The sequence below is a fragment of the Sorangium sp. So ce363 genome, from assembly GCF_051520435.1.
Lineage (GTDB): Bacteria > Myxococcota_A > Polyangia > Polyangiales > Polyangiaceae > Sorangium > Sorangium cellulosum_B.
This window is the reverse complement of sequence record NZ_CP150333.1, coordinates 851,606-875,627: the sequence shown is the minus strand read 5'-3', so window position 1 is coordinate 875,627 and position 24,022 is coordinate 851,606. Positions and strand designations below refer to the sequence as shown.

The window sequence follows — 24,022 nt, the reverse complement described above, 5'->3', positions numbered from 1 at the left end:
GGAGGAAACACCATGTCCCGCTCAGCACGCAGCATCCTGCCGCTCCTTCGCTCGCTCCTCCTGGGGGCCGCCACCGCGTCGTCGATGGCGCTCTCCGCAGGGGTCATCGTCGGATGTGGCGACGAGAACGACCCCGAGACGCACGTCAAGCGGCTCGACGACCCGGCCACGCTCACCGCCTCCGTCAACCGGCTCGTCCAGTTCTTCGAAGACGCGATGACGCGTGACAACAAGGACCGGACCGGCCCGACCGTGAAGCCGCTCCTCGACAAGATCATCGAGCCGATGACGCAGAAGTGCGTGGCCGGCGATCTCGACGAGCGCACGAACTCGAAGCTCATCAAGTTCATCTCCGACACGAGGGACCCGCGCGGCGAGGCTTGCCTCATCAAGGCGCTCAAGGACTACAAGCCCGAGTCCACCGAGGAGGACGTCCGCTGGGCCGTGCGCGGCCTCGGCGCGATGAAGTCGGAGAAGGCCGCCGAGCCGCTCATGGCCGTCTTCTCGAAGCTCCAGCACGGCAAGCCCAAGGGCTCGACGATCTCGCGCGACGTGCACGACGCGATGGTCGACATCAACAGCAAGTCCTGGGAAGACGGGCTCATCACGATGATCGGGCGCCCGATCAACGACCCGAAGGACGTCAGCACGATGCGGAACGAGCTGTTCTGGCAGATCACCGCCGCGGAGCTGCTCGGGTGGCAGCGCAGCGAGAAGGCGGTCGTGCCGCTGCTCAAGGTGGTGCTGTCGCCGTTCAAGGCGGACGCGGCCACGACGGCCATCCTGGCGCTCACGAAGATCGGCAAGCCCGCGATCCAGCCGACGATCGCGCTGCTCCAGGGCGACCAGAAGGAGCTCGTCGAGTACTCGAAGGTCGAGAACCTGAAGGGCGCCGGCGGCGACAAGGCGAACGCGGAGCAGAAGAAAGCCGCGGAGACCGCCCACGTCGCGGCGGCCGCCCTCGTCCTGGCGACGATCGGCCGGCAGGAGTCGTCGCAGCCGCTGCTCGCCGCGCTCGAGAAGGCCGACGACGTGCCGCGCGCCATCATCGCGCGCGAGCTGACCAAGGTGCCGAGGACGCCGGAGACCCTCGCGGCCTTCCAGGCGGCCTACGAGAAGACGCCCGCGGGGCTCGAGATGCCGCCGGCCGGCATCAACGCGCGGGTGATGCTCGCCGAGGCGGCGAGCAACTTCTTCGACGCGAGCCTCGTGCCGTGGCTCGTGAAGACCGGCCTCGAGGCGCGCGGCGAGGAGGACGACGTCGCGCAGATCCGCGACGTCTCGCTGCAGACGGCGCTCAAGCTGATGAAGCCCGACCAGATCGCCGACGTCGATCGGCTCGCGGGCACCCGCACGAGCGGCGGCGGCACGGTCGGCAAGTCGATGGAGAAGGAGATCAAGATCGCGAAGGAGCTGCTCGGGGCCTGCGGCACCAAGCTCGAGTGTTACGTCGGCAAGCTCGGCGATCCGGCGTCGCAGGCGAAGGAGACGCAGTTCCAGGGGATCAAGTCCGCCTACATGGCGGGCGTGCTCGGCACCCCCGAGGTCCGGCAGCAGATCATCGACGCGATGCCGAAGGTCTCGAACGCGGCCGTCCGCTTCGTCTCGGTCTCGGTCATCGACGCCCTCTCGCCGAAGGGCGACGCCGAGGTCGCGACCAAGCTGCAGAAGATCGTCGACGACGGCGAGGCCTCGAAGGATCCCGAGAAGATCGCCGGCAACGCGCCCTTCAAGACGGTCATCTACCGCCTCACCGCCCGCGCGCAGTGACCGCCGCAGCGCCGTGCGCCCCGTCCGCGGTCGGGGCGCACGGGGCGCATGGAGCGCGCAGGCGGGCACATCACCTGGATCCAGATTTTCCTTGATTGGCGCCATTCGGGCGCGATGCTTGCTCGAAGGTCGCGCGAAGCTCGCGCGACGCTTGCGCGAAGCTTCACTGACGCGCCTGGCTCCTGATTTTTCCTGGCGTCTCCGCCGTCTTGACGGTTTACTCCGGCCCTTGTCACGGGGTCTTCCCGGCTGAAGAACGAACCATGATCGTGCTCGAGGTAACCCAGGGTCTCGCTGCCGGGCGCACCTTCGAGCTCCAGGGCGAGCTGATCACGCTCGGGCGCTCGTCGGACAACCGCGTCGTCCTCGACGATCGCCACGTCTCCGGGGCGCACGCGCGCATCGTGAGCGGCGCCGACGGGGTGATCCTCGAGGATCTGCGCTCGACGAACGGCACGAGCGTGACGCGGCGGGGCGAGCGGCTGGAGCTCGGCGCGGGGCGCAGCGCGCTCGCCCTCCAGACGGGGGACGTCATCGAGCTCGGCTCCGGGGACGCGGTCACCCGGATGGTGGTGAAGATCCCGGAGGAGGCCGACGACGCGCGGGTCGTCTCGATCCGCCGCCTCGACGAGATCGAGCCTGCCGAGGCGAAGATCGAGCGCGACCCGAGCGCGCTGTCGGCGATGTACGCGGCGCAGAAGCGCATCGGCGCGGCGACCGATCTCGACGAGGTGCTCGCCGAGATCGCCGACGCGGTGCTCGCGCTGGTGCCGAGCTCGACCCACGTCACGGTGGTGCTGCGCGACGACGACCAGGAGCCGGGCGCGGCGCCGGCGGCGTTCGTGCCGGTGCTGACGCGGGTCAGGTCCGCGTCGGGCAAAGGGGGGCCGCCTGCAGGGCCGGTCCCGATCACGCGCAGCGTGTACCGGAAGGTGATCAAGGAGCGGGCTGCCGTGCTCGCCGCCGACGCGCCGATCGAGGTCGGGCAGTCCGAGTCGCTGATGGGCGCCTCGATCCGCAGCACGCTCGCCGTCCCGCTCTGGAAGGGCGAGGAGATCATCGGCGTGCTCCAGGCCGACAACCGGAGCGTGCCCGGGATGCTGAACGCCGGCGACCTGGAGACGCTCCTCGTGCTGGCCGCCAACGCCTCGCTCGCGGTGGCGAACGCCCGGCTCATCAAGCGGCTCGTGCTCGCGGAGGAGCGGCTCCAGAAGGAGAACAGCTTCCTCAAGGGGCGCGAGGAGCGCCGCCGGGGCGGCAGCGGGGGCGCGGTCGACATCATCGGCAACAGCGACGCGATGCGCAAGGTGATCGGGCAGCTCGACAAGGTGGTCGACACGCGCGTCACGGTGCTGATCGAGGGCGAGACGGGCACGGGCAAGGAGCTCATCGCCGCCGCCGTCCACTACCGCTCTCGCCGCCGCGACAAGCTGTTCGTCGCGCAGAACTGCGCGGCGCTGGCCGAGAGCCTCCTGGAGAGCGAGCTCTTCGGGCACAAGAAGGGGTCGTTCACGGGCGCCACCGAGGAGAAGAAGGGGCTGTTCGAGATCGCCGACGGGGGCACGCTCTTCCTCGACGAGATCACCGAGACGCCGCTGTCGCTGCAATCGAAGCTCCTCCGGGCGCTCCAGGAGGGCGAGATCCGCCCCGTGGGCGCGACGAGCCCGAAGCACGTCAACGTGCGCATCGTCGCCGCGACGAACCGGAACCTCGAGGACGAGGTGGCCAAGGGGCGGTTCCGCGAGGACCTCTACTACCGCCTCAAGGTCTTCCCGATCCGCCTGCCGCCGCTGCGAGAGCGGCGCGACGACATCTCGCTTCTCGCGGCGCACTTCCTGGAGCGCTACGCGGACGAGATCGGCAAGCCCTGCGGCGGGTTCAGCCAGCAGGCGATGGAGCTCATGATCGCGTACGACTGGCCGGGCAACGTCCGGGAGCTCCAGAACGAGGTGCAGCGGATCGTCATCCAGCTGGAGCCGGGGGCGTTCGGGACGCCAGAGCTGCTCTCGCCGAGGATCCGGCAGGTCGAGGGGCTCATCGCGCGGGCGGGGACGCCGAAGGGGTCGCTCAAGGAGATGATGGACGCGGTCGAGAAGTTCTTCCTCCTGGAAGCGCTGCGCGGGCACAACAACAACAAGACCAACGCGGCCAAGTCGCTCGGGATCACGCGCGAGGGGCTCCACAAGAAGCTCCGGCAATACGGGATCTGACGGGACACGGGACGGAGAGGGCTCTCCAGGACGCGGGGGAGCCCTCGGGAGGGGGTGTCGCGCGCGGGGCCGACGGGGGGCCCTTCCCACGAACTCGCGCCTTGTGGTGGCTATGGCCGGCTGAACGGGGGAGGGAGAACCAGGAGCGAGTGGCTTCGGTGCGGGCCGGCGCTCGGGTTCGTGGGGCCCTTCCCCCGCCGGCCCCGCGCGCGACACCCCCTCCCGAGGGCTCTTTCCAAGGGATGGGAAAGAGCGGTCTCGAAGGTGCGCGCAGGCGGGCGGGGGCGGGGGAAGAAGCGGGGGGATTTGCTGGGGGTGTCTACGCAGCGTGGCGGGGACGCCGAGGTCTGGCCGCGGGGGCGGGAGGGCGGCTCTGCTTATCGCTTCGGATTGGCGCGCATCTGCTTCGAGATCTGCTTCCAGCGCCGCTTCTCCTCGATCCTCACGCGCACGTCCTGCTGCCCGGCGAGGTGGCGTCGCTCCGCACCCAGCTTGAGGTAGGCGCCGAGGCGCTCGGGATCGAGGTCGCCGTCCTTGATGGCACGGAGCACCGCGCAGCCGGGCTCGCCATCGTGCGCGCAGTCCCGGAAGCGGCAGGCCGCGGCGTGGGCCTCGACGTCGTTGAAGCCGGCCGGGGCGCTGCCGCCCGCAGACCAGACGCCGAGCTCCCGTATGCCCGGCGTGTCGATGAGGAGGCCACCGCCAGGGATCAGGAACAGCTCCCGGTGAGCCGTCGTGTGGCGGCCACGCTCGTCCGAAGCCCGGATCGCGCCCTCGAGCTGGACCTCCGCGCCGAGCAGGCGATTGCTGAGGGCGGACTTCCCCACGCCGGACGAGCCGACGAGGGCGATGGTCTCCCCTGCCCCGATCTCGGCGCGGAGCGCGTCGAGGCCGGCGCCGGAGAGCGCGCTGACGAGCGCGATCGGCGCGGCAGGGGCGACGTCCCGCGCCGCGTCGATGTACCGCGCCGGATCCGGGCAGACATCGGCCTTGTTGAGCACGAGGACCGGGCGAGCACCGCTGTCGAGGACGGCGTCGATGTAGCGCTCGAGGCGGCGCAGGTTGAAGTCGGCGTTCAGCGACGTGACGATGAACACCTTGTCGATGTTGGCCGCGAGCACCTGGGCCTCCACCGTGGGCCCAGCGGCCTTGCGGCGCAGGCACGTGCTCCGCGCGAACGTGTGCACGATGTACGAAGGCCCGGCGCCGTCGCCAGGCCTGAGCCCCACCCAGTCACCGACGGTGGGGAGCGCCGCGCGATCCGCGGCCTCGTGCGCGAGGCGACCGCTGACCACCGCGAGGCGCGGGCCATCCGCGGTCTGAACGTGGTGCCTGGACGCAGAGGCGAGGACGACGCGCGCAGGCTGCACGGCATCCTTGAGACAGGCGAGCTGGCTCGCGAAGAAGGGAGTCCATCCAAGCCCGACCAGATCGGGCTGCATTTCGTGCTGCGAAGACGGATCAACGAGAGAATCGAGGTGAGTTTGCATGACGGACGAGCGCTCCATGGCGTTCGGCCGCGCCCGAGCTTCGGCGCGCGGCGATCGACGGACAGGGCGCGGCGGCGCACAAGCGCGCACGCGCCGGCCATTCCACGCGCGGGGCCGCCGCGGAGCGGAGCTCGTCGATCGATCAGGACGTCACGCCAGAAGGCACGCCCGGCCAGGGCAGATCCCTGGAAGGGGCACGCGCTCAGGGCACACACGCACCCCTCAGGGCACGCGGGCGACGTCGCGGAGACGTGGAGACGAGCTCAGCCGGCCGCGGCGGAAACGACGGCGGCGGCGCAATGGGTGTGCGATGTGTTGGCACTCATGACCTGACCTCCGCGTTCGGCTCACGTCACCACGACGCGACAGCACCTAGAATCCTATGGCCCCGCGCCGACGTCAAGCGCTCTCGGCTCGGCCCGGCCGTATGGCCAGCGAGCACAGCGCGCGCGTACGGAGCGCGCTTCATGCAACGAGCGCGCGGAGCCCGCGCTGGGGGTGCAACGAGCGCACGGAGCCCGCTCTGGGGGTGCAACGAGCGCGCGGCGAGGTGCGGCGCATGCGGCGAAGCGGGGACGAGCGTGGGCCGGACGGAGGGGCGCGGGACGTGGGGCGCCCTCGTTCCAGGTGAACGACAGTGGGTCGACAATTTCCGCTCGGCCGATGGTTGCCAATGGTTGCCGATAGTTGGAAGACCGACGAAGCCGTACGAGACCGCGCCTTCCCGGCGAGGCGCTCCTCGCAACCTCCGGCCCTGACGGCCGCGGAGGTTGCGAGGAGCGCCTCGCCGCACTAGGGTCCTCCGCTCCATGCCCACACACTTCGAGCTCGTCTCCGAATTCAAGCCGTGCGGTGACCAGCCTCGCGCGCTCCAGGAGATCTGCTCCGCTTTCGAGCAGGGCGAGGCCTTCCAGGTCCTCCTCGGCGTCACGGGCAGCGGCAAGACGTTCACCGCCGCCAAGGTGATCGAAAAGCTGCAAAAGCCGACCCTCATCATGGCGCCGAACAAGACGCTGGCGGCCCAGCTCTACGGCGAGATGCGGGAGCTCTTCCCCAACAACGCCGTCCACTACTTCGTCAGCTACTACGACTACTACCAGCCCGAAGCCTACGTCCCGACGAGCGACACGTTCATCGAGAAGGACGCGATCATCAACGACGCGATCGACCGCATGCGCCACGCGGCGACGCACGCGCTGCTCTCGCGGCCGGACGTGATCATCGTCGCCTCCGTGAGCTGCATCTACGGCATCGGCTCGGCCGAGAGCTACCACGGGCTCCTGATCAAGCTCGAGCGCGGCACCGAGATCCGCCGCGACGAGCTCCTGCGGCGGCTCGTCGACATCCAGTACACGCGGAACGACGTCGATTTCCACCGCGGGACGTTCCGCGTCCGCGGCGATGTCGTCGAGATCTTCCCGGCCTACGAGGAGGCGCTCGCGATCCGGGTCGAGTTCTTCGGCGACGAGATCGAGGCCATCAAGGAGGTCGACCCTGTCCGCGGCAAGGTGGTGGGCCAGCTCGATCGTTACGCGGTCTTCCCCGGCTCCCACTACGTCACCGAGCAACAGCAGCTCAGGCTCGCGATCCAGGCGATCCGCGAGGAGCTGCGCGAGCGCATCGACTTCTACGACAGGGCCGTGCGCTTCCTCGAGAAGCAGCGCATCGAGCAGCGCACGATGTACGATCTCGAGATGCTGGAGCAGATGGGGTTCTGCAACGGCATCGAGAACTACTCGCGCCACCTCTCGGGCCGGAAGGCCGGCGAGCCCCCGCCGACGCTGATCGACTATTTCCCGAAGGACTTCCTCCTCATCATCGACGAGTCGCACCAGACCGTCCCGCAGGTCGGGGCGATGTACCGGGGCGACCGGGCGCGGAAGGAGACGCTCGTCGAGTACGGGTTCCGGCTCCCCAGCGCGCTCGACAACCGGCCGCTCAAGTTCGAGGAGTTCGAGCAACACTACGCGCAGGTCCTCTTCGTGAGCGCGACGCCCGGCGACTACGAGCTGCAGAAGTCGGCCGGCTCGGTCGTCGAGCAGATCATCCGGCCGACCGGGCTCATCGATCCGCAGATCCACATCCGCCCGGTGTCCGGTCAGGTCGACGACCTGCTCGCGCGCATCCGGGAGCGGGTCGGCCGCGGCGATCGCGTGCTCGTCACGACGTTGACCAAGCGGATGGCCGAGGATCTGACCGAGTACTACACGGAGCTCGGCATCCGGGTCCGCTACCTCCACTCGGACATCGACACGCTCCAGCGCGTGGAGATCCTCCGCGATCTCCGGCGCGGCGAGTTCGACGTCCTGGTCGGCATCAACCTGCTGCGCGAGGGGCTCGATCTCCCCGAGGTGTCGCTGGTCGCCATCCTCGACGCCGACAAGGAGGGCTTCCTCCGGAGCCCGCGCTCGCTCATCCAGACGATCGGCCGCGCCGCACGCAACGTGCACGGCGAGGTCGTGATGTACGCCGATCGCATCACCGAAGCGATGAAGCGCGCGATGGACGAGACGAACCGGCGGCGCGCGATCCAGGAGGCGTACAACAAGGAGCACGGCATCACGCCGGCCACGGTGAAGAAGGCGATCCTCGACCTGTCGCCCACCTCGGGCACGCGCGACTACTACGCCGTCCCGAAGGGCCCGGCGAAGCCCGCGGCCGAGGCGGCGCGCGCCGCGATGGATCTGGTCGACCAGATCGACGCGCTCCGGCAGGAGATGTTCGCGGCGGCGGAGAACCTCGAGTTCGAGAAGGCGGCGCGGCTGCGCGATCAGCTCCGGCAGCTCAAGGCACAGCAGGGGGACGGGGACGCCGGCGCGGCGCGCGAGGCGGCCGAGGAGAAGCCGGCGCGGGCTGGGCGGCCGGCGAGCCGGCGCGGTCCGGGCGGCAAGGGGGGCGGGCGGCCAGCGGCGGGCGGCAAAGGGGGCGGACGGGCGGCGGCGGGGCGAGGGGGCGGGCGCTACCGATAGCTACGGAGCCCGCGGGGGAGGAGGCTGCGCGCGCGGGGGGGCGGTGGGCCCTCCCACGAACTCGGGCCTTTTGGGGGGCTGGTGCCGGCTGGACGGGTGAGGGAGGACCGCGCGGAGATCGCTGCGCTGCGGGCCGGCCCTCGGGTTCGTGGGGCCCGCCCACCGCCCCCCCGCGCGCGCAGCCTCCTCCCCCGCGGACTCTTTGTGGGGGGATGGGGGGATGGGGGGATGGGGGGATGGGGAGGCTGCAGGCGCGGCGGGCCATGCGGAGCAGGAGGTCGCCGGGGCGTGGAGCGCGAGGGGGAACGGTGGCTTGGCAAACGCTCTTCCGGTGAAGCATCGTTTTGCTTCGTGCAGCGATCTATCGGCGTCGACCCTGCCGCGCGGCGCTGTTAAGGGGGCTCCGGCATGACAGTCTCGTCCGATCCGATACTCGTCACCGTCACCGGCAGGGACCACCCTGGCATCACCGCTCGACTTACGGGCATCCTCAGCGATATCGGCGCCACGCTGCTCGATATCGAGCAGGTGGTGGTCCACGGAAACCTGAACCTCGCGCTCCTCGCGCTCTTCCCCGAGACACGCAGCGGACTCAAGGAGCTGCTGTTCGCCGCGAAAGAGCTCGGCGTGACGCTCGACTTCAAGCCGCTCGACGGGGGCGCGCCGCGGCGCGCGCCCGGGAGCCGCTACGTGGTGACAGCCATCGGCCGCGAGCTCGGCGCAAAGCCGCTGCACGACGTGGCCTCCACACTCGCAGCCCACGGCGCGAACATCGAGAAGATCGCGCGGCTGTCGGTCGAACGCCTCTCGTCGGTGGAGATCCAGGTGCTGCTCCAGCGCGAAGAGGAGGCCGACGCCCTCAAGCAGGCCCTCCTCGCCCTCGCGACGCAGAACAGCTTCGATCTCGCGCTGCAACGCGAGGGCCTCTTCCGCCGGAGCAAGCGGCTCGTCGTGATGGACATGGACTCGACGCTCATCCGGATCGAGGTGATCGACGAGCTGGCGCGCGCGAAGGGCGTCGCGGAACAGGTGGCGAAGATCACCGAACGCGCGATGCAAGGGGAGATGGATTATGACGAGTCGCTCCGCCAGCGGCTCTCGCTGCTCCGCGGCCTCGACGTCGGCGTGCTGCGGAAGCTCGCCGCAGAGCTCCCCATCACCGAGGGCGCAGAGACGCTCATCCGGGTGCTGAAGCGGCTCGGCTACCGGACCGCGGTGATCTCCGGCGGCTTCTCGATCGCAGCGGAGGCGCTGAAAGCGCGGCTCGGGATCGACTACGCCTACTCGAACGCGCTCGAGGTCGTGAACGGACAGCTGACCGGCCGGGTCACAGGGCCGATCGTCAACGCGCAACGCAAGGCCGAGCTGCTCGAGACCATCGCCCAGGCAGAAGGCGTGTTGCTCGATCAGACCATCGCCGTGGGCGACGGCGCCAACGACCTCCTGATGCTGCAAAGGGCCGGCCTCGGCGTCGCGTTCCGCGCAAAGCCCAAGCTGCGAGAGGCCGCCGACACGTCCCTCTCCGCAAGCGGCCTCGACGCCATCCTCTTCCTGCTCGGCATCACCGAACGCGAGCTCCTCGAGGTGGCGTGAGCAGCGCGACACGGCCCGTCCGCCCAGCAGCGGAGTCCCACGGGACGCAGCGCCGCGCTTGACAGCGGCGCGCTGACCGGGCCCCCCCGCGGCCGTCCGGCGCGGCGCCTGGCCCGCCCCGCCTGGCCAGGCGACGGTGTGGGAGGGGCTGCGCTGGGCTCGTCGCTCGCTCGCGGCGCTCGGCCCTGCGCGGCGTTCGGCTCGCCAGCGGGCCGTCGTGCTATCCAACCGGGGCCATGCGGCAGAGCGGGTTCACACGGCAGGCGCGCTCCGTCGCCTGGAGCGGAGGTGATGCGTGAAGCGTCCGACGATCACGGACATCGCGTGGCGGGCGGGGGTATCCAAAGGAGCGGTGTCGTATGCGCTGAACGGCAGGCCCGGCGTGTCGGAGCCGACGCGCGAGCGGATCCTGGCCATCGCGGCGGAGCTGGGCTGGCAGCCGAGCAACGCGGCGCGGGCGCTCTCCGACGGCCGCGCCGGCGCCGTCGGCCTGGTCATCGATCGGCCCGCGCACATGCTCGGCATCGAGCCGTTCTTCATGCAGCTCATCTCCGGCATCGAGGCGGAGCTGTCCGAGAAGGCCGAGGCGCTGCTGCTCAAGGTCACGGAGGATCGCGTGGCCGAGGTGGAGACCTACCGCCGCTGGTGGGCCGAGCGGCGGGTCGACGGGGTGATCCTCGTCGACCTCTGCGACGACGATCCGCGCGTGAAGCTCATCGAGGAGCTGAAGCTCCCGGCGGTGGTGATCGGCGGGCCGGCGGGCAAGGGGCAGCTGCCCGGGGTGTGGAGCGACGACGCGAGCGCCATGCGGGCCGTCGTCGACTACCTGGCCGCGCTGGGCCACCGGTCGATCGCGCGGGTCGCCGGCCCGGCCGAGTTCGTGCACACCGCGGTCCGGACCAAGGCGTTCACCGCGGCCGCGCGCCAGCGGCGCCTGGATCGGGTGCAGACGGTCCACGCCGACTACACGGGCGAGGCAGGCGGCCAGGCCACACGGCGGCTCCTGGCCGAGGCCTCGCCGCCGACGGCCATCGTGTTCGACAACGACGTGATGGCCGTGGCCGCGCTCGCGGTCGCCCACGAGATGCGCGTCCCCGTGCCGGAGCGCCTCTCGATCGTGGCCTGGGACGACTCGGCGCTGTGCCAGCTCGTCCACCCCGCCCTGACCGCGGTGCGCCGCAACATCGCCGAGCACGGCTCCCGCGCCGCCGCGCTGCTCCTCCGCCTCGTCGCAGGAGAGCCGGTCACCGACGACGAGTGCAGCGCGCCGACGCTCGCGACGCGGGGCAGCACCGCCCCGCCCCCCCGCGCATGAGCCGGCCTGGCCCGAGCGAGGGCCCGGCCCCCCGCACGGACGCATAGACTGAACCGATTAAGTAACGTAAGCTGAACCGATTAAGTCACCTGCCCGCCGCTCGCGCCTCGAGCGCGCGGCCCGCGCCGCGAGCACGGGGACGGACGGTGTTCGAGAGCGCCGCTCTGCATGACCAGGACGTGAGGACTATGCACCGCAATTTCGCCAAAGTCGCAGTTCGTCAACAGGCGGTCGCCTGGCTGGGGGCCAATTTCTGGTCGCGGCGCGGCGGCCCGCTCATGTGGCAGAGCTATGATCCGTTCGTCGTCCGCGAGGAGCTCCGGGTGCTCGCCGATCACGGCCTGACCATGACCCGGTCGTTCTTCTACTGGCCGCACTTCATGCCGGAGCCGGACCGGATCGACGAGGACTGCGTCGCGCGTTATGCCGATTTCCTCGAGGCGCACGTCGAGGCGGGCCTCACGACGATCCCGACCCTCCTCGTCGGCCACATGTCCGGCGAGAACTGGGACCCGGCATGGCGGCGCGGGCGGGACCTCTACGGCGACGTGTGGATGGTGGCCCGGCAGGCCTGGTTCGCCGAGCAGATGGCGCGGCGCTTCGCGGGGCACCGGGCGGTGACGGGCTGGCTCGTCTCCAACGAGATGCCGATCTACGGCGAGCGCGAGCGCTCGATCCGCGAGAACGTCACGAGCTGGGCGAGCCTGGTCCTGCAGGCGCTGCGGGCCGGCGGGGCGAGCCAGCCGATCTCGATCGGCGACGGCGCGTGGGGCATCGAGGTCACGGGGAACGACAATGGGTTCTCTGTCCGCGATCTCGGCGCGCTCGTCGACTTCCTCGGCCCGCACGTGTACCGGATGGAGAACGACCTGACGCGCCAGCACTACGGCGCGGCGTTCGTCTGCGAGCTCACGGGCTTCCTCGGCAAGCCCGTCGTGCTGGAGGAGTTCGGCGTCTCGTCGGCTTTCGCGTCCGACGAGAACGCCGCGCACTACTACCGGCAGGTCCTCCACAACACGCTGCTCGCCGGCGCCACCGGGTGGATCGGCTGGAACAACACCGATTTCGATCTCATCGACCAGGATCCCTACAGGCACCACCCCTTCGAGCTCCACTTCGGGCTGACGACCGTCGATGGCCGTCCCAAGCCGCAGCTCGAGGAGATGGCCCGCTTCGCCAAGGTGCTCTCCGACATCGACGTCCTCGGCTGTGAGCGCGAGCCGGCCGACGCGGCGCTGATCGTCCCGTCGTACCTGGAAGGCGCGTTCCCGTTCACGGAGGCCGAGGACCGCAGCTACCTGTTCACGATGCTGCGGCAGGCCTACATCGCGGCGAAGGAGGCGGACCTGCCGGTCGGGCTGACGCGGGAGCGGGACGGGATCGCGGAGGACTGCCGGCTTTACCTGCTGCCGTCGGCCAAGCAGCTGACCGCGCCCACATGGCACCTCCTGGAGCGGCTTTCGTCCGCCGGCGCGGTCGTCTACGCGTCGTACTGCCACGGCACGCACGGGTCGCAGCGCGGGCCGTGGTACGCGCACCTCAACGCGATGTTCGGCGTCGAGCACCAGCTGCGTTACGGGATGATCGATCCGATCGAGGACGATTGCGCGAAGCTCACCTTCGAATGCGAGTTCGGCACGATCGCGGCGGGCACGACGCTCACGTTCCCGGTCTCCGGCACCGAGCACAGCCGCGCTTACCTGCCCGTGCGCCCGAGGGGCGCGGAGGTCGTCGCGGTCGACCAGCGCGGCCGGCCGGCGCTGCTGCGGCGCAAGATCGGGAGCGGCAGCGTCGTGCTCTGCACGTACCCGATCGAGCACTTCGCCGCGGCGACCCCGCGGATCAACCCGGAGCCGACCTACAAGATCTACGACGCGCTCGCCGAGCTCGCCGGCGTGAAGCGACCGGTGACGGTGGACGACCCGCGCGTCGCGGCGGACACGCTGCGCCACCGGGATGGCCGCCGCTTCGTGTTCCTTGTCAGCCAGGCGGATCAGCCGCTCTCGGTGAGGCCCGCCGCGGCCTCGGGGCACCTGACCGAGCTCGGCGGCAAGTCCCCGGTCCACGCCGTGGAGCTCGCGCCGTACGACGTGCGGATCCTCGAGCTGCGGCCGGGGCCGCGGTAAGCGCGGGGCCGCCGGCCGTCTCCTCAGTACCAGCGCGGCGTGCCGCAATCGATGTGCAGGTGGTCCCGGTGGCTCGCGTCGAAGTCCGGGCCGAGGACGCGCGCGGCCGCCCCCTCGGCGCGGAGCCGGCGGGCCACGCCCCGGAGGAAGCGGCCCTCACGGGTGCTCGGGTCGTCTCCGTGGAGCACGTAATCGCGGAGCACGCTGATCGCGCGGCCGCGCTTCGGCGAGAAGCGCGCGATATCGAATGCATTGCCGAACGAGTGCTCGCTCAGCCCCTCGCTCCACGGGCGCATCCTGCCGACCACTTCGCGGCAGGCATAGCTCCCCAGGGTGTTGATGCGGACGATCTGCGAGCTCAGGTGCGCCTCGGCCTCTTCCTGGATCACGCGCTCCATATCGCCCAGCCGGAGGGCGAGCGAGCAATCGACTTGCAGCGGCGGCGAGTAAACGATGCCGGTCGGCCCGCGGCTCAGCAGCACGCCGTGGGGGATGCCACACCCCTTCTTGTTGGGCTTCACGGTGTCCGGCAGCGACTGGAACCGCGCCCCCGCAACCTTGAGGGCATCGCGGCAATCCGCCCCCGCGGCCGCGGCGATGTGGTTCCACTGGCGCTGCGCCCGCGGAGGCCGCTCGCGGAGGCCGGCAGCGTCGGCGAGGTGCTCGATCCAGGGGCCGGCCAATCCCGGTGATGTCGGCGGCGTCACGGGTGGTCCTGCGGCACCGGTGGGCGCTGCTTCCGCGGAGACCGGCGCGCCCCCGGCCTCAACCGGTGCTGCTCCAGCGACTCCAGCGAGGGCAGGCGCTCCGCCGGGGGCCGGCGCCGCGAGACGGCCGGGCGCGGTTCCTCCGCGCTCCGCGAGCGTGGGACCGCCGTGAGAGCAGGACAGCGCCGAGGTCATCGCCGCCGCAGCGAGCCCCAGAAGAAAGCGTACGTGCACATCGATGTCCGTACCGCCGCGAGCGGCCGGCGCAAGGTGCGCGATTCCCCTCCACGCGCTCTCGCCCACACCGCTGCCGCGTTCGCCAGCCTCAGCCCTGTGCCGCGCTGCCTCCGCCGGCCGCTCCCCCGCGACGCTCGCGCTCGTCCATCTTCGCCTTCCCTTCCGGTTCCGGTTCCGGCGCGCTCGGCGCCGAGAACCGGAGCAGGAGCAGCCCGGCCAGCGAGACGACCATCCCCGCGAACGTCACGCTCCAGGGCAGGAGCTCGCCTTCGAGGAGGCCTTGCGCCCATGACGGCTTGAAATAGAGGAGCGACACCGCGAGCCCGTTGTTCAGGGCGTGAAGCAGCGCCCCGGGCAAAACGGAGCCGGTGCGGTGGCGCGCGTAGCCGAGCGCCAGCCCGAGCGAGAACGTCGGCAAGAGCCGGTACACCGACCCGTGCGCGAGCCCGAAGAGGAGCGCCGATACGCCGATCGCCACCGCGGGCCCGGCGCGGCGCAGGCCTGCGTAGACGAGGCCGCGGAACAGGAGCTCCTCGCAGACGGCCGGCGTGACGGCGACGAGCAGCAGGACGACCGGGTACGGCTGCCCGCCGAGCAGCACGAGCTCACCCAGCTCACGGGCGAAGGGCTCCGGCGCGGGGAACCACCGGAGGACGGTGCCGCCGATCGCGGCCCACGCCGCGACCCCGAGGAGCAGCGCCCCGGCGAGGCCCCGGACCGAGGCCGGCCTGAGGCCGAGCGTCGCCCGCGGCGAGTAACCGAAGCCGGCGACCAGCGCGAGGGTCGGGACCAGGAAGAAGCCGACCTGCGAGACCGCGAGCTGGACCGCCACGCTGGTGCGGGCGATGAGCAGGCTGCCATAGAAGAAGAGCACCTGGACGCCCGCGAACGCCGCCAGCGAGAAGCCCGCCGAGGGCGCCCCGCCGGCCCGGCGCCCCAGGCCGAGCACGGCGCGCGCCGGCTCGTGCCCCCCGAGGAGCACGCTCTCGCGCTCGAAGACGCGCGCGGCGAAGAGGAGCGCGAGGCAGGCATAGAGCGCCGAGGAGACGAGCGCCGTGAAGAGGAGATCGGCCGGCGCCTCTCCGACGAACAGCGCCTTGATCAGCACCGCGATGTTGAGGACCGGGGCGTAGGCCGTCCACGGGTTGAGCTCGACCACCGGCAGGGCCGTGATGCCGGCGAGCAGCGAGAGCGGCAGGTACGCTGGCATGAGCGCGTTCTGACCGTCCTTGAAGTCCTTCGCGAACACGGCGAGCGCGAGGAACAGCGCCGAGAACAGGAGCGTGACCGGCACGAGCAGCACGAACGTCAGCGCGAAGGTGCCGGGGCCGACGACCATCGCGTCGGGCAGCAACCGGCTCACCGTGAGCGACATGCTCACCACGTTGCCGAGCGCCGTGAGCAGCGAGATGACCCACACGGCCAGGAACTTGCCCGAGATGATCTCGATGGGCCGCACGGGCGCGCACAGCAGCGTCTGCATCGTGCCGCGCTCCTTCTCGCCCGCCGTCAGATCGATCGCCGGGAGGAAGCTGCCGAGGAGCGACATCAGGATCAGCAGCATCGGCATCATCGCGCCGAGGATCTGGCCGACCTTGCGGCTGTCCGCCGCGACGTCGCGCGGCACGACGTCGAACGCGCGCGAGAACCCCTCGGGCAGGCCGCGCTCCGCCTCGCGATCCGCGACGATGGCCCTGCGGGCGCGCTGCAGCGCGCCCTCGAGGCGCGCCTCTGCCGTGGCCGAGTCGGCGCGGACCGAGTCGAAGTAGATCGCGACGGCGCCCTTCCCGCCGCGCCCGAGCTCGGCCCCCATCGATGGCCACGGCACGAGCACCGCGTCGATCTTGCGCTCGCTCACGGCGGCGCGCGCCGCGGCGAGCACGGGGTTCTCCGGCTCGATCCACCTCGCCGGCTCGGCCTCGGCCTCGGGGGGCGCCGCCTCGCCGTCGTCCGGCGCGGCCGCCGGCCCCGCCGGCGGCGCGAGCGCCCCGGAGAGGAGCCCCTCGCGCACGTCGGGGGGCGCGCCGGCCCACGGCGCGAGCTCGATCTTGCCCGCCGCGGAGAGCCTCGCCTGCAGGCCCTCGGCGAGCTCTCCCCAGACCGCGATCCTGGACGGGCGCGCCTCGCGCGCGGCCGCCTCGACGCCGACGAGCTTGCTCATCGCGAGCGCGAAGAGCGGATAGAGGAGGAGCGGGACCACGACGAGGCGCACGAGCGTGCGCCGATCCCGGAGCGACTCGACGAGCTCCTTGCGGAGGATCGTCCAGACGATGGCGAGCCTCACGGCGCGTCAGCCCCCTGGCGCGGGCGCGCCGGCGCGCTCGGGCGTGTCGCGCGCCGCGCTCGGGCGGCTCCGCTCCACGTGGTGGAGGAAGGCGTCGGTCAGGTTCGTGGTGCCGGACCGCCCGAGGAGCTCGGGCAGGGCGCCGGCGTCGACGACGCGCCCCTCGTGCATGAGGGCGATGCGGTCGCAGAGGTATTCGGCCTCGCTCATGATGTGCGTCGAGAAGAGGATCGCCCTGCCCGCGGCGCGCTCCCGCCGGATCGACGCGACGATGAAGCGGCCGCTGAGGATGTCGAGCGCGGTCGTCGGCTCGTCGAGGATGAGCACCTCCGGCTCGTGGAGGAACGCGCGCGCGATGTTGGCGCGCTGCTTCTGCCCCGTGGAGAGCGTGCCGCACGGCCGCGAGGCGAACGCGTCCATCTCCAGGTCGGCCACGAGCGCGTCGATCCGGCGCGAGAGCGCCGCCTCTTCCATGCCGTACAGCCGACCGAAGTAGCGGAGCACCTCGCGGGGCGTGAGCCGCTGGTAGAGCTGCGTGTCCCCGGAGAGAAAGCCGAGGCGCTGCTTCGCCTCGAGCGGCCTCGCGGCCAGATCGACGCCGCCGACCAGGATCTGCCCCTGGTCCGGCGACAGGATGCCGGCGAGCATCCGCAAGGTCGTCGTCTTGCCCGCGCCGTTCGGCCCGAGCAGCCCGACGACCTCCCCGGCGTACACGGCGAGATCAACCCCGTCCACGGCCGTGACGCCGCCGTACCGCTTCACCAGACGCTCGGCGTACAGGGCGGGGCGCATGGAATCGTCTCCTAGTTCGGTCCGCGGCGCGGCGCAAAGCGCCCGTCGGACGGACCCGCACGCAGCGCGTGCCGCGGCGCGCCGCCCCTCTGCTCGCGCCGCCCGGTCGCCTCCGTCCAGGCGGCGTCGCGGCGCCGCCCCCTCGACGTCCGCCGCGGGCCCCCTAGACTACGCTGACGTCCATGCCAACGAGCCCGTCGATGCCCTATCGCGACCGTACGACGCCCGAGCCGGTCCAGTGCCCCTGCGGACATGGTCGCGATCATTACATGGTGAGCGCCGAGGCGGAGTACCGAGTCCTCGGGTACATCCAGCTCGCGTTCGGGATCTCGGCCCGGCCGACGAAGGTGAAGTACAGGTGCCGGCGCTGCGACACGGTCTTCGCGACGACGAAGGATCCCGCGGTCCTCGACAAGCATTACTGACGCCGAGGCCTCCAGCGCGATCAGGCACCTCCCCCTGCCGTGGTCGCCTCGCTCGGCGCGCCCTGTGGCATACTCGTCGCCGATGCGGCAACGGCTCTTCGCGATATCGCTCGTGATGCTCGGCGCGGCGGCCCTCCCGGCCGGCTTCCTGGCAGTCGCCTGCTCACCGGCGGAGCGCTCGTTCGGCGACAGCGGCGGCGGCGGGACCGGCGGCGCGTCGCCGACCGGCAGCGGCGGTGCATCGCCGACCGGCAGCGGCGGCGCGTCGCCGGCCGGCAGCGGGACTGGCGGCGGCGTGAGCGCCGGCGAAGGCGGGGGAGGAGGAACGGGCGCAGCTGGCGGAGGGGACACGCAACCATTGCCTCCGGAGGTCATCGCCACGGGCCTTGACGACCCGTACTCGATCGCGGTCGACGACCAGAGCATCTTCATCCTCTCCGCGTCCACGCTGCTGCGGTGCTCCCTGGCAGGCTGCCCGGCTCCGGTGGTCCTCGCCGAGGGGCTCGGGCCTCCCTCGGGCGCCGCCATCGCCTCTCCATACCTCATCGCGGTGGATCCGAATTTCGTGCACTGGCTGAGCTCCCCGAACGACGGAGGGTCGCGCCGTTACTACAGATGCCCAGCGGCCGGTTGCTTCGGCAAGTCGCCGGTGGAAGTGTGGGAGTCCATCGTGGGCAACCTGAACCAGATCCAGGTGAGCGATGACGGCGTGGCGCGCATCTCGGACAAGTTCGATGTCCTCGAGTGCGATAACGGCCAATGCCAGCGGATCCGCTGCGTGAGCGCGGACGGGATCCGTTCGTTCGTCATGGATGGGACGACCGTGTACTGGGCCCACGCCACCGATCCAGGAGGCGTCTATTTCTGCGATCCCGGCAATGCCGACGGCGCGATCCAGCTCCACGCCGAGCACGGCGTCGTCATGGCCATCCACGACGGGATTCATTACGTGATGAACGCGGTCAAGAATACCATTTTCGCGTGCAAGAAGACCGGGTGCGGCGGCAGCCCGACGACCTTCGTCGAGGGCGAGCCGTCATTGACCAGCATGGCTGTCGGCCCCACAGGCGTGTACTGGACCGCTCTCGGCACGGGCATGAGCGCAGACGGCGTCGTCAAGATGTGTCCGCTGGACGGCTGCGGCGGCGGCCCTCGGGTCATCGCCTCGAACCAGGCGCGGCCGACGAGCGTCCGCCTCCGGAACGGCTTCGTCTACTGGTCCAACCGCGGCTTGTCCGGGAGCCCGATGTCGGGTGAGATCGTGCGCGCTGGCCTCTGACGCACGGCCGGGATCGCGGCGGCGAGCAGAGCGCTCGACCTGCCGCCGGCCCGACCTCCGTGGCCGGCGGCCCTCTCGCGCCGCCAGCAAGAACCCCTCGCCACTCGCTGCATTTCAGGACACCCTGCGCGCTCGCCATGCGCGCCTCTCGCAGCTCGCTCCCCGCTCTCCCAGCGCACCTGCCGCGCGGGGGCCGACCGGCCTCCGCAACTGCCCGCCGCCGGAGCGCGCCATGAAAGGACGCGTCCTCATCGTCGCCGGCTCCGACTCGGGCGGCGGCGCAGGAATCCAGGCCGATCTGAAGGCGGTCACCGCGCTCGACGCGTTCGGCGCGACGGCGATCACCGCGCTCACCGCCCAGAACACCCGCGGCGTCGACGCCGTGTTCCCGGTGCCACCCGACTTCATCGGTCGCCAGATGGAGGTCGTGCTCGACGACATCGGCGCGGACGCCATCAAAACCGGGATGCTCCACTCGGCCGAGGTCATCGACGAGGTCGCGCGCGTCTACGAGCGCCTCGGCCGCGGCGCGCCGCTCGTGGTGGACCCGGTGATGGTCGCCAAGGGCGGCGCCCGGCTGCTGAAGTCCGACGCGGAGGGCGCCCTGCGCGCCCGGCTCCTGCCGCTCGCGGCGCTGCTCACGCCGAACATCCCCGAGGCCGAGGCGCTGACCGGCGTGGTCATCGACAGCGTGGACGCCATGCGCAGCGCCGCAGCGCGGCTGCTCGCCATGGGTCCGCGCGCCGTGCTGCTGAAGGGGGGCCACCTCCCGGGCGCGACGGTCGTCGACGTCCTCCGGGTCGCGCCGGGGCCCGGCGCCTCCGGGCTGCCGGAGGGCGAGCAGCTGTTCGAGGACGCGCGCATCGAGACGCGCGCGACCCACGGCACGGGCTGCACGCTCGCCTCGGCCATCGCCGCTGGTCTCGCCCAAGGCCTCGCCCTCGTCCCGGCGATCGGGCGCGCGCGGCGCTACCTCCGCGAGGCGATGCGCTCCGCGCCGGGGCTCGGCCAGGGCCACGGGCCGCTGAACCACGCCCACACGGCGCGGCCGTTCCCCTGAACAGCGCGGCGCGCCGCGCGCGTCTGTGGACGGCCGCGACGACCACGGCGGCCCCGCGCCGCGGGCCCCGCACGGCGGCCTGGCTGCTCTGCGAAGGAGCGGCGGGGCGGTCCCGTAGGGCGCCGAACGGGCCGCGTGCAGCGCTTGTGCAACGACTCGTTGCGCCCGGCGCTCGAATGGACGACCCTGCGCGCAGTCCGTATCGGCGTCCCGGCGCGTCTCCTTCGGCGCCGTCGCGGAGCTCTTCCTCACCCTTCGTGCGCCCGTGGCCGTGACCAAAGATCCCCTCCCTCCCATCGACGTCGGAACGGTCATCAACGACCGCTACGAGGTCCTGAAGAGCATCGGCAAAGGCGGCATGGGCGAGGTGTTCTTGGCCTTCGACCGCCTGACCCAGCAACAGGTGGCGCTCAAGGTGGTGCCCGAGGCCTCCGCCATGCCCGGCGACGACGAGGCGCTGCGGCAGGAGGTGATCCTCGCGCAGAAGGCCCGCCACCCGAACGTCTGCCGCGTGCACGACCTCGCCCCGAGCCCATGGGGGCCCATCCTCGTGATGGAGTACATCCCCGGGCAGACGCTCCACAACCACATCCGCAAGCGCAAGACGTCGGGCGGGTTCAGCGCCGACGAGTTCCGAAAGATCTCGACCGACGTCTGCGCGGGGCTCGCCGCGATCCACCAGCAGGGGCTCGTGCACGGCGATCTGAAGCCCGGCAACGTGATGGTCGCCGACGATCGGGCGGTCATCCTCGACTTCGGCTTCGCGAAGGAGCGCGCCCGCGCCGCCGTGCGCAAGCCGGGGGCGCCTCCGGACGGCGGCACGCCTCACTACATGTCGCCGGAGCGGCTGCGCAGCGGCGGCGCGAGCCCGGAGGACGACGTCTACGCGGCGGCGCTGACGCTCTGGGAGATGTGGACCTGCCGCGTCCCCGAGCCCGGCTACAAGCCGCGGCTCAAGACGATGAAGCAGCAGATCACGTTCGATGTGCCCGCCGCGCTGACGAACGACGAGATCAGGCAGATCTTCCGCGCGCTGAACCCGGATCCGCAGATGCGCCCGCAGGCGCGGCACATGCGGTTCTTCAACCCGACGCAGACCGCGACCGCGCCGATCCAGCTGCCGCGCGAGCGCATCGATCCCGGCCCCGCGCCTGGGCGAGCCATCAAGACGCAGTTCACGCCGGGCGCGCAGTCGCTGCTCATCACGTACGCCACGAACGCGCCCGACAGCGTCGCCACCCTGTTCCCGCTGCAGAAGCCGGTGCTCTCCATCGGCCGCCGCAGCGATCAGGACCTCGTCCTCGCCGAGGCGACCGTCTCCGGGTCACACGCGCTCCTCCGCTGGCAGACGGGCTCCTGGCTGGTGGAGGATCTCAACAGCACGAACGGCACCTACGCGGACTTCCCCTTCGAGCGCAAAGCGCAGGTCTCGCTGCTCCATGGGGCCGAGGTGCAGCTCGGCGAGTGCCGTCTCATGGTGGTCACGTTCGGGCCCGACTCGCCGCACCACGACAAGGCGAAGCGTTACCTCGCCCGGCGCGACGGCCTCACGGGGCTGCTCGTGCGCGAGCACCTGATGAAGGCGATCGACGAGGATGGCTTCTTCGCCGAGTGGGGCGAGGTGCCGATGCAGATCGCGCGCTTCGAGCTCCGCGGCCAGAACGGCCTCGTGAGCTTGCGACCGACGATCCTCGAGATGCTCGCGCTGCGCAAGGCCGCGCTTCAGGTCGTCGATTTGACCCAGACGTTGCTGCTCAGCCTGACGCCGGCCGCCGCCGGGCGCACCGGCCCGCTCACGTTCGTCGTCTCCATCGTGGGTCCCAACCTGGACGAGGCTCAGCACGTGGTCGAGCAGGTCGTCGCGCAGGTGCAGGGCACGCTCCCCGAGACGCTCGAGCTGACCGCCACGCTCGTGAAGTGCGAGCCTGGCCGCCCCGCGCGCACGCTGATCGACTGAGGCAGACCGCCGGGGCGTTGCTCGACCGTCGCTCAACCACCGGGCGGTGGTTCGATCGCGTGTTCCGTCACGAAGACACGGAGCCCATCACCAGGCGCACCGCGCCGGCAGCACGCCGCGCAGCGCCTGCACCCTGCGAGCGCTCCTGCGCAACGGGGCCGCTCCCAGGCCGGAGCAGCAAGCGGCTACTGGGCGGCGAGCGGCTGCTGGGCGGTGAGCGGCTGCTGGGACGGCCCGCTGCAGGCCTCGCCCGGAGCGGCGACACGATCGAGCACCACCTCGCCGGCCGACTTCCGGACGTCGATCTCGCCCTGCCAGACGAGCTCTGCGCTGCCCTGAGCGTCGACGACGTCGCGCAGCAGCCGCACGTAGACCTTGCGCTGGGCGACCTCGGGGATCGCCACCGCGAAGTCGAACGCGCAGACCGAATCACACCTCGGATTCGCCGCATCGGGCTCGTCCCGCTCGGTGATCTCGTAGATGCTGTCGATCCTGTCGACGTGCATCGCGCGCTGGCCGCAACAGTTCAGCAGGAGCCGGCTGTCCGCGATCTTCAGGGCGCCGCTGGAGTGGTCGTAGCGCCAGCGCAGGACCTCGGCCCCGCAGTAGCTCTCCTCCCCCTCGGAGGCGAGCCGCCGCTCCGGATCCACGAACCCGCCGGCCTCGCTCACGAGCCCCACCTGCGCGGGCTCCGCCTCCAGGCACGCGCTCAGAGCAAGCAGCGACCCCACCATTGCAAGCGCTCCACAGACCCCCAGGTACTTCATGCCCCGATTTCCTTGGCTGTCCCGCGACACTGTCAAAATACGCCCAAAAGGCAAAGAACCAGGGCCTCTAGAAACGCGCTTCACGTGTCCGCTACTTGCGCCTAGGGATTCAGCTGCAAGCCAACGTACATAAGGTGCGCACATGCGCCGCACCCCGGAGCAGCTGCACGCACATTCGAGTGTGATTTACGGGTTTCTGGAAACCTTGTCCAGGCGAAAGTGGCAGAGTTAGCCCGATTCTCTGACCATGAACGTCATGGTCGACCAAGCTCCTCCATCATCCTCCACCATCCCACCCCATGACGCGCTGCCATGCGCGCCGGGACATTCACGAGCTCCCCCTGCCGACCGCGGACGCGAGGTGCTGCGGAGCGATCCGGGGGCGTGTGCTCAGCGCCTCATCGCGCGGCGACCGTCTTGCTGCGCTGGCGCGGGGAGCCCTTCGCCTGGCAGCCGGCTTCCGCGGGGGTTTCGTCGAGGACGACCGCGCCGGCGGAGACCCCCAGATCGAGCGAACCGCTCCAGATCACGGCCGGGCCGCCCTGTTGATCGACGACGTCGCGCAGCAGCTTCACGTAGACCTCGCCCTGCGGGACGCCGCGCACGCCGACGGACAGATCGAAGGCGCACTGCTCGCTGCAGCGACCTCCGGCGCCGTCCGGCGCATCCCGCTCGGTGACCTCGAAGAGGCTGTCGATCCTCTCGACGTGGATCGCGCGCTTCCCGCAGCAGTCGAGCATCAAACGGGCATCGGCAAGGCGGAGCGTCGCCGCCGGCTCATCGTACTGCCAGCGCAGCACCTCGGCGCTGCAGTAACCCCCGTCCTCTGCCGCGGCGAGCCGGTGCTCCGGGTTCCTGAACCCCCCCTGCTCGCTGATCCTCGCCTCCTGAACCGCCGCCACCTGGCTGCAGCCACCGGCACAGAAGGCCCAGACGATCGCGATGGCGGTCCAGATACGGCTCGACACCATGCACTTCTCCATTTCCTCTTGGCTGGCTGGCCAGGGCGGTTCGTCCCAATTTCGTTGCAATTTTCCAGCC

At 71.0% G+C, this 24,022-nt stretch carries 16 protein-coding genes; 10 read left to right on the top strand and 6 right to left on the bottom strand.

Annotation, left to right across the window (positions count from 1 at the left end; translation table 11 throughout):
• The first annotated feature begins 12 nt into the window (after positions 1 to 12).
• Both WMF12_RS03295 and WMF12_RS03290 read left to right on the top strand, forming a co-directional pair.
• Positions 13 to 1,770 carry a hypothetical protein gene (locus tag WMF12_RS03295; RefSeq protein WP_437744160.1) on the top strand — a complete coding sequence of 586 codons (1,758 nt, stop codon included), beginning with the start codon at positions 13 to 15 and terminating at the stop codon, positions 1,768 to 1,770.
• Between the two features lie 263 nt (positions 1,771 to 2,033).
• The gene (locus WMF12_RS03290) at positions 2,034 to 3,980 is read left to right on the top strand and encodes a sigma 54-interacting transcriptional regulator (RefSeq protein WP_437864576.1); all 1,947 of its coding nucleotides are present in this window, start codon (positions 2,034 to 2,036) and stop codon (positions 3,978 to 3,980) included.
• A gap of 377 nt (positions 3,981 to 4,357) precedes the next feature.
• On the opposite strand, the gene rsgA is transcribed toward WMF12_RS03290, so the two are convergent.
• Positions 4,358 to 5,422 carry a ribosome small subunit-dependent GTPase A gene (gene rsgA, locus WMF12_RS03285; RefSeq protein WP_437864560.1) on the bottom strand — a complete coding sequence of 355 codons (1,065 nt, stop codon included), beginning with the start codon at positions 5,420 to 5,422 and terminating at the stop codon, positions 4,358 to 4,360.
• Between the two features lie 857 nt (positions 5,423 to 6,279).
• On the opposite strand from rsgA, the gene uvrB reads away from it, so the two are divergent.
• The 4 genes from uvrB to WMF12_RS03265 all read left to right on the top strand — a co-directional run bounded on the left by uvrB (position 6,280) and on the right by WMF12_RS03265 (position 13,473).
• Positions 6,280 to 8,439 (top strand): excinuclease ABC subunit UvrB, encoded by a 2,160-nt coding sequence (uvrB, locus tag WMF12_RS03280; RefSeq protein ID WP_437864532.1) that lies wholly within the window; start codon positions 6,280 to 6,282, stop codon positions 8,437 to 8,439.
• Between the two features lie 408 nt (positions 8,440 to 8,847).
• Entirely contained in the window at positions 8,848 to 10,032 is a 1,185-nt protein-coding gene (serB, locus tag WMF12_RS03275) for a phosphoserine phosphatase SerB (RefSeq protein WP_012233298.1), read from the top strand.
• 295 nt (positions 10,033 to 10,327) lie between these two features.
• On the top strand, positions 10,328 to 11,347 hold the full coding sequence (locus WMF12_RS03270) for a LacI family DNA-binding transcriptional regulator (RefSeq protein ID WP_437549493.1): 1,020 nt from the start codon (positions 10,328 to 10,330) through the stop codon (positions 11,345 to 11,347).
• 188 nt (positions 11,348 to 11,535) lie between these two features.
• Entirely contained in the window at positions 11,536 to 13,473 is a 1,938-nt protein-coding gene (locus tag WMF12_RS03265) for a glycoside hydrolase 5 family protein (RefSeq protein WP_437864491.1), read from the top strand.
• A gap of 23 nt (positions 13,474 to 13,496) precedes the next feature.
• Here the strand turns inward: WMF12_RS03265 and WMF12_RS03260 are convergent, their stop codons facing one another.
• The 3 genes from WMF12_RS03260 to WMF12_RS03250 form a co-directional block, all read right to left on the bottom strand.
• Positions 13,497 to 14,180, bottom strand: coding sequence for an extensin-like domain-containing protein (locus tag WMF12_RS03260; RefSeq protein WP_437864464.1), 684 nt, complete (start codon positions 14,178 to 14,180; stop codon positions 13,497 to 13,499).
• Positions 14,181 to 14,505: 325 nt separating this feature from the next.
• Positions 14,506 to 16,701 carry an ABC transporter permease subunit/CPBP intramembrane protease gene (locus WMF12_RS03255; protein WP_437864448.1) on the bottom strand — a complete coding sequence of 732 codons (2,196 nt, stop codon included), beginning with the start codon at positions 16,699 to 16,701 and terminating at the stop codon, positions 14,506 to 14,508.
• Between the two features lie 6 nt (positions 16,702 to 16,707).
• Positions 16,708 to 17,493, bottom strand: coding sequence for an ABC transporter ATP-binding protein (locus WMF12_RS03250; RefSeq protein ID WP_437744153.1), 786 nt, complete (start codon positions 17,491 to 17,493; stop codon positions 16,708 to 16,710).
• A gap of 182 nt (positions 17,494 to 17,675) precedes the next feature.
• On the opposite strand from WMF12_RS03250, the gene WMF12_RS03245 reads away from it, so the two are divergent.
• The 4 genes from WMF12_RS03245 to WMF12_RS03230 all read left to right on the top strand — a co-directional run bounded on the left by WMF12_RS03245 (position 17,676) and on the right by WMF12_RS03230 (position 22,214).
• Complete coding sequence (locus WMF12_RS03245; protein WP_012233293.1) at positions 17,676 to 17,918, top strand: hypothetical protein; 243 nt, start codon at positions 17,676 to 17,678, stop codon at positions 17,916 to 17,918.
• A gap of 82 nt (positions 17,919 to 18,000) precedes the next feature.
• A complete protein-coding gene (locus WMF12_RS03240; protein ID WP_437864413.1) occupies positions 18,001 to 19,197 on the top strand; it encodes a hypothetical protein in 1,197 nt (398 codons plus the stop codon).
• Between the two features lie 232 nt (positions 19,198 to 19,429).
• Complete coding sequence (gene thiD, locus WMF12_RS03235) at positions 19,430 to 20,257, top strand: bifunctional hydroxymethylpyrimidine kinase/phosphomethylpyrimidine kinase (RefSeq protein WP_437864407.1); 828 nt, start codon at positions 19,430 to 19,432, stop codon at positions 20,255 to 20,257.
• Positions 20,258 to 20,528: 271 nt separating this feature from the next.
• Positions 20,529 to 22,214 carry an FHA domain-containing serine/threonine-protein kinase gene (locus tag WMF12_RS03230; protein WP_157906421.1) on the top strand — a complete coding sequence of 562 codons (1,686 nt, stop codon included), beginning with the start codon at positions 20,529 to 20,531 and terminating at the stop codon, positions 22,212 to 22,214.
• A gap of 185 nt (positions 22,215 to 22,399) precedes the next feature.
• Here the strand turns inward: WMF12_RS03230 and WMF12_RS03225 are convergent, their stop codons facing one another.
• Both WMF12_RS03225 and WMF12_RS03220 read right to left on the bottom strand, forming a co-directional pair.
• On the bottom strand, positions 22,400 to 22,981 hold the full coding sequence (locus WMF12_RS03225; RefSeq protein ID WP_437864368.1) for a hypothetical protein: 582 nt from the start codon (positions 22,979 to 22,981) through the stop codon (positions 22,400 to 22,402).
• A gap of 398 nt (positions 22,982 to 23,379) precedes the next feature.
• Positions 23,380 to 23,952 (bottom strand): hypothetical protein, encoded by a 573-nt coding sequence (locus WMF12_RS03220; RefSeq protein WP_437864360.1) that lies wholly within the window; start codon positions 23,950 to 23,952, stop codon positions 23,380 to 23,382.
• Positions 23,953 to 24,022 lie beyond the last annotated feature (70 nt).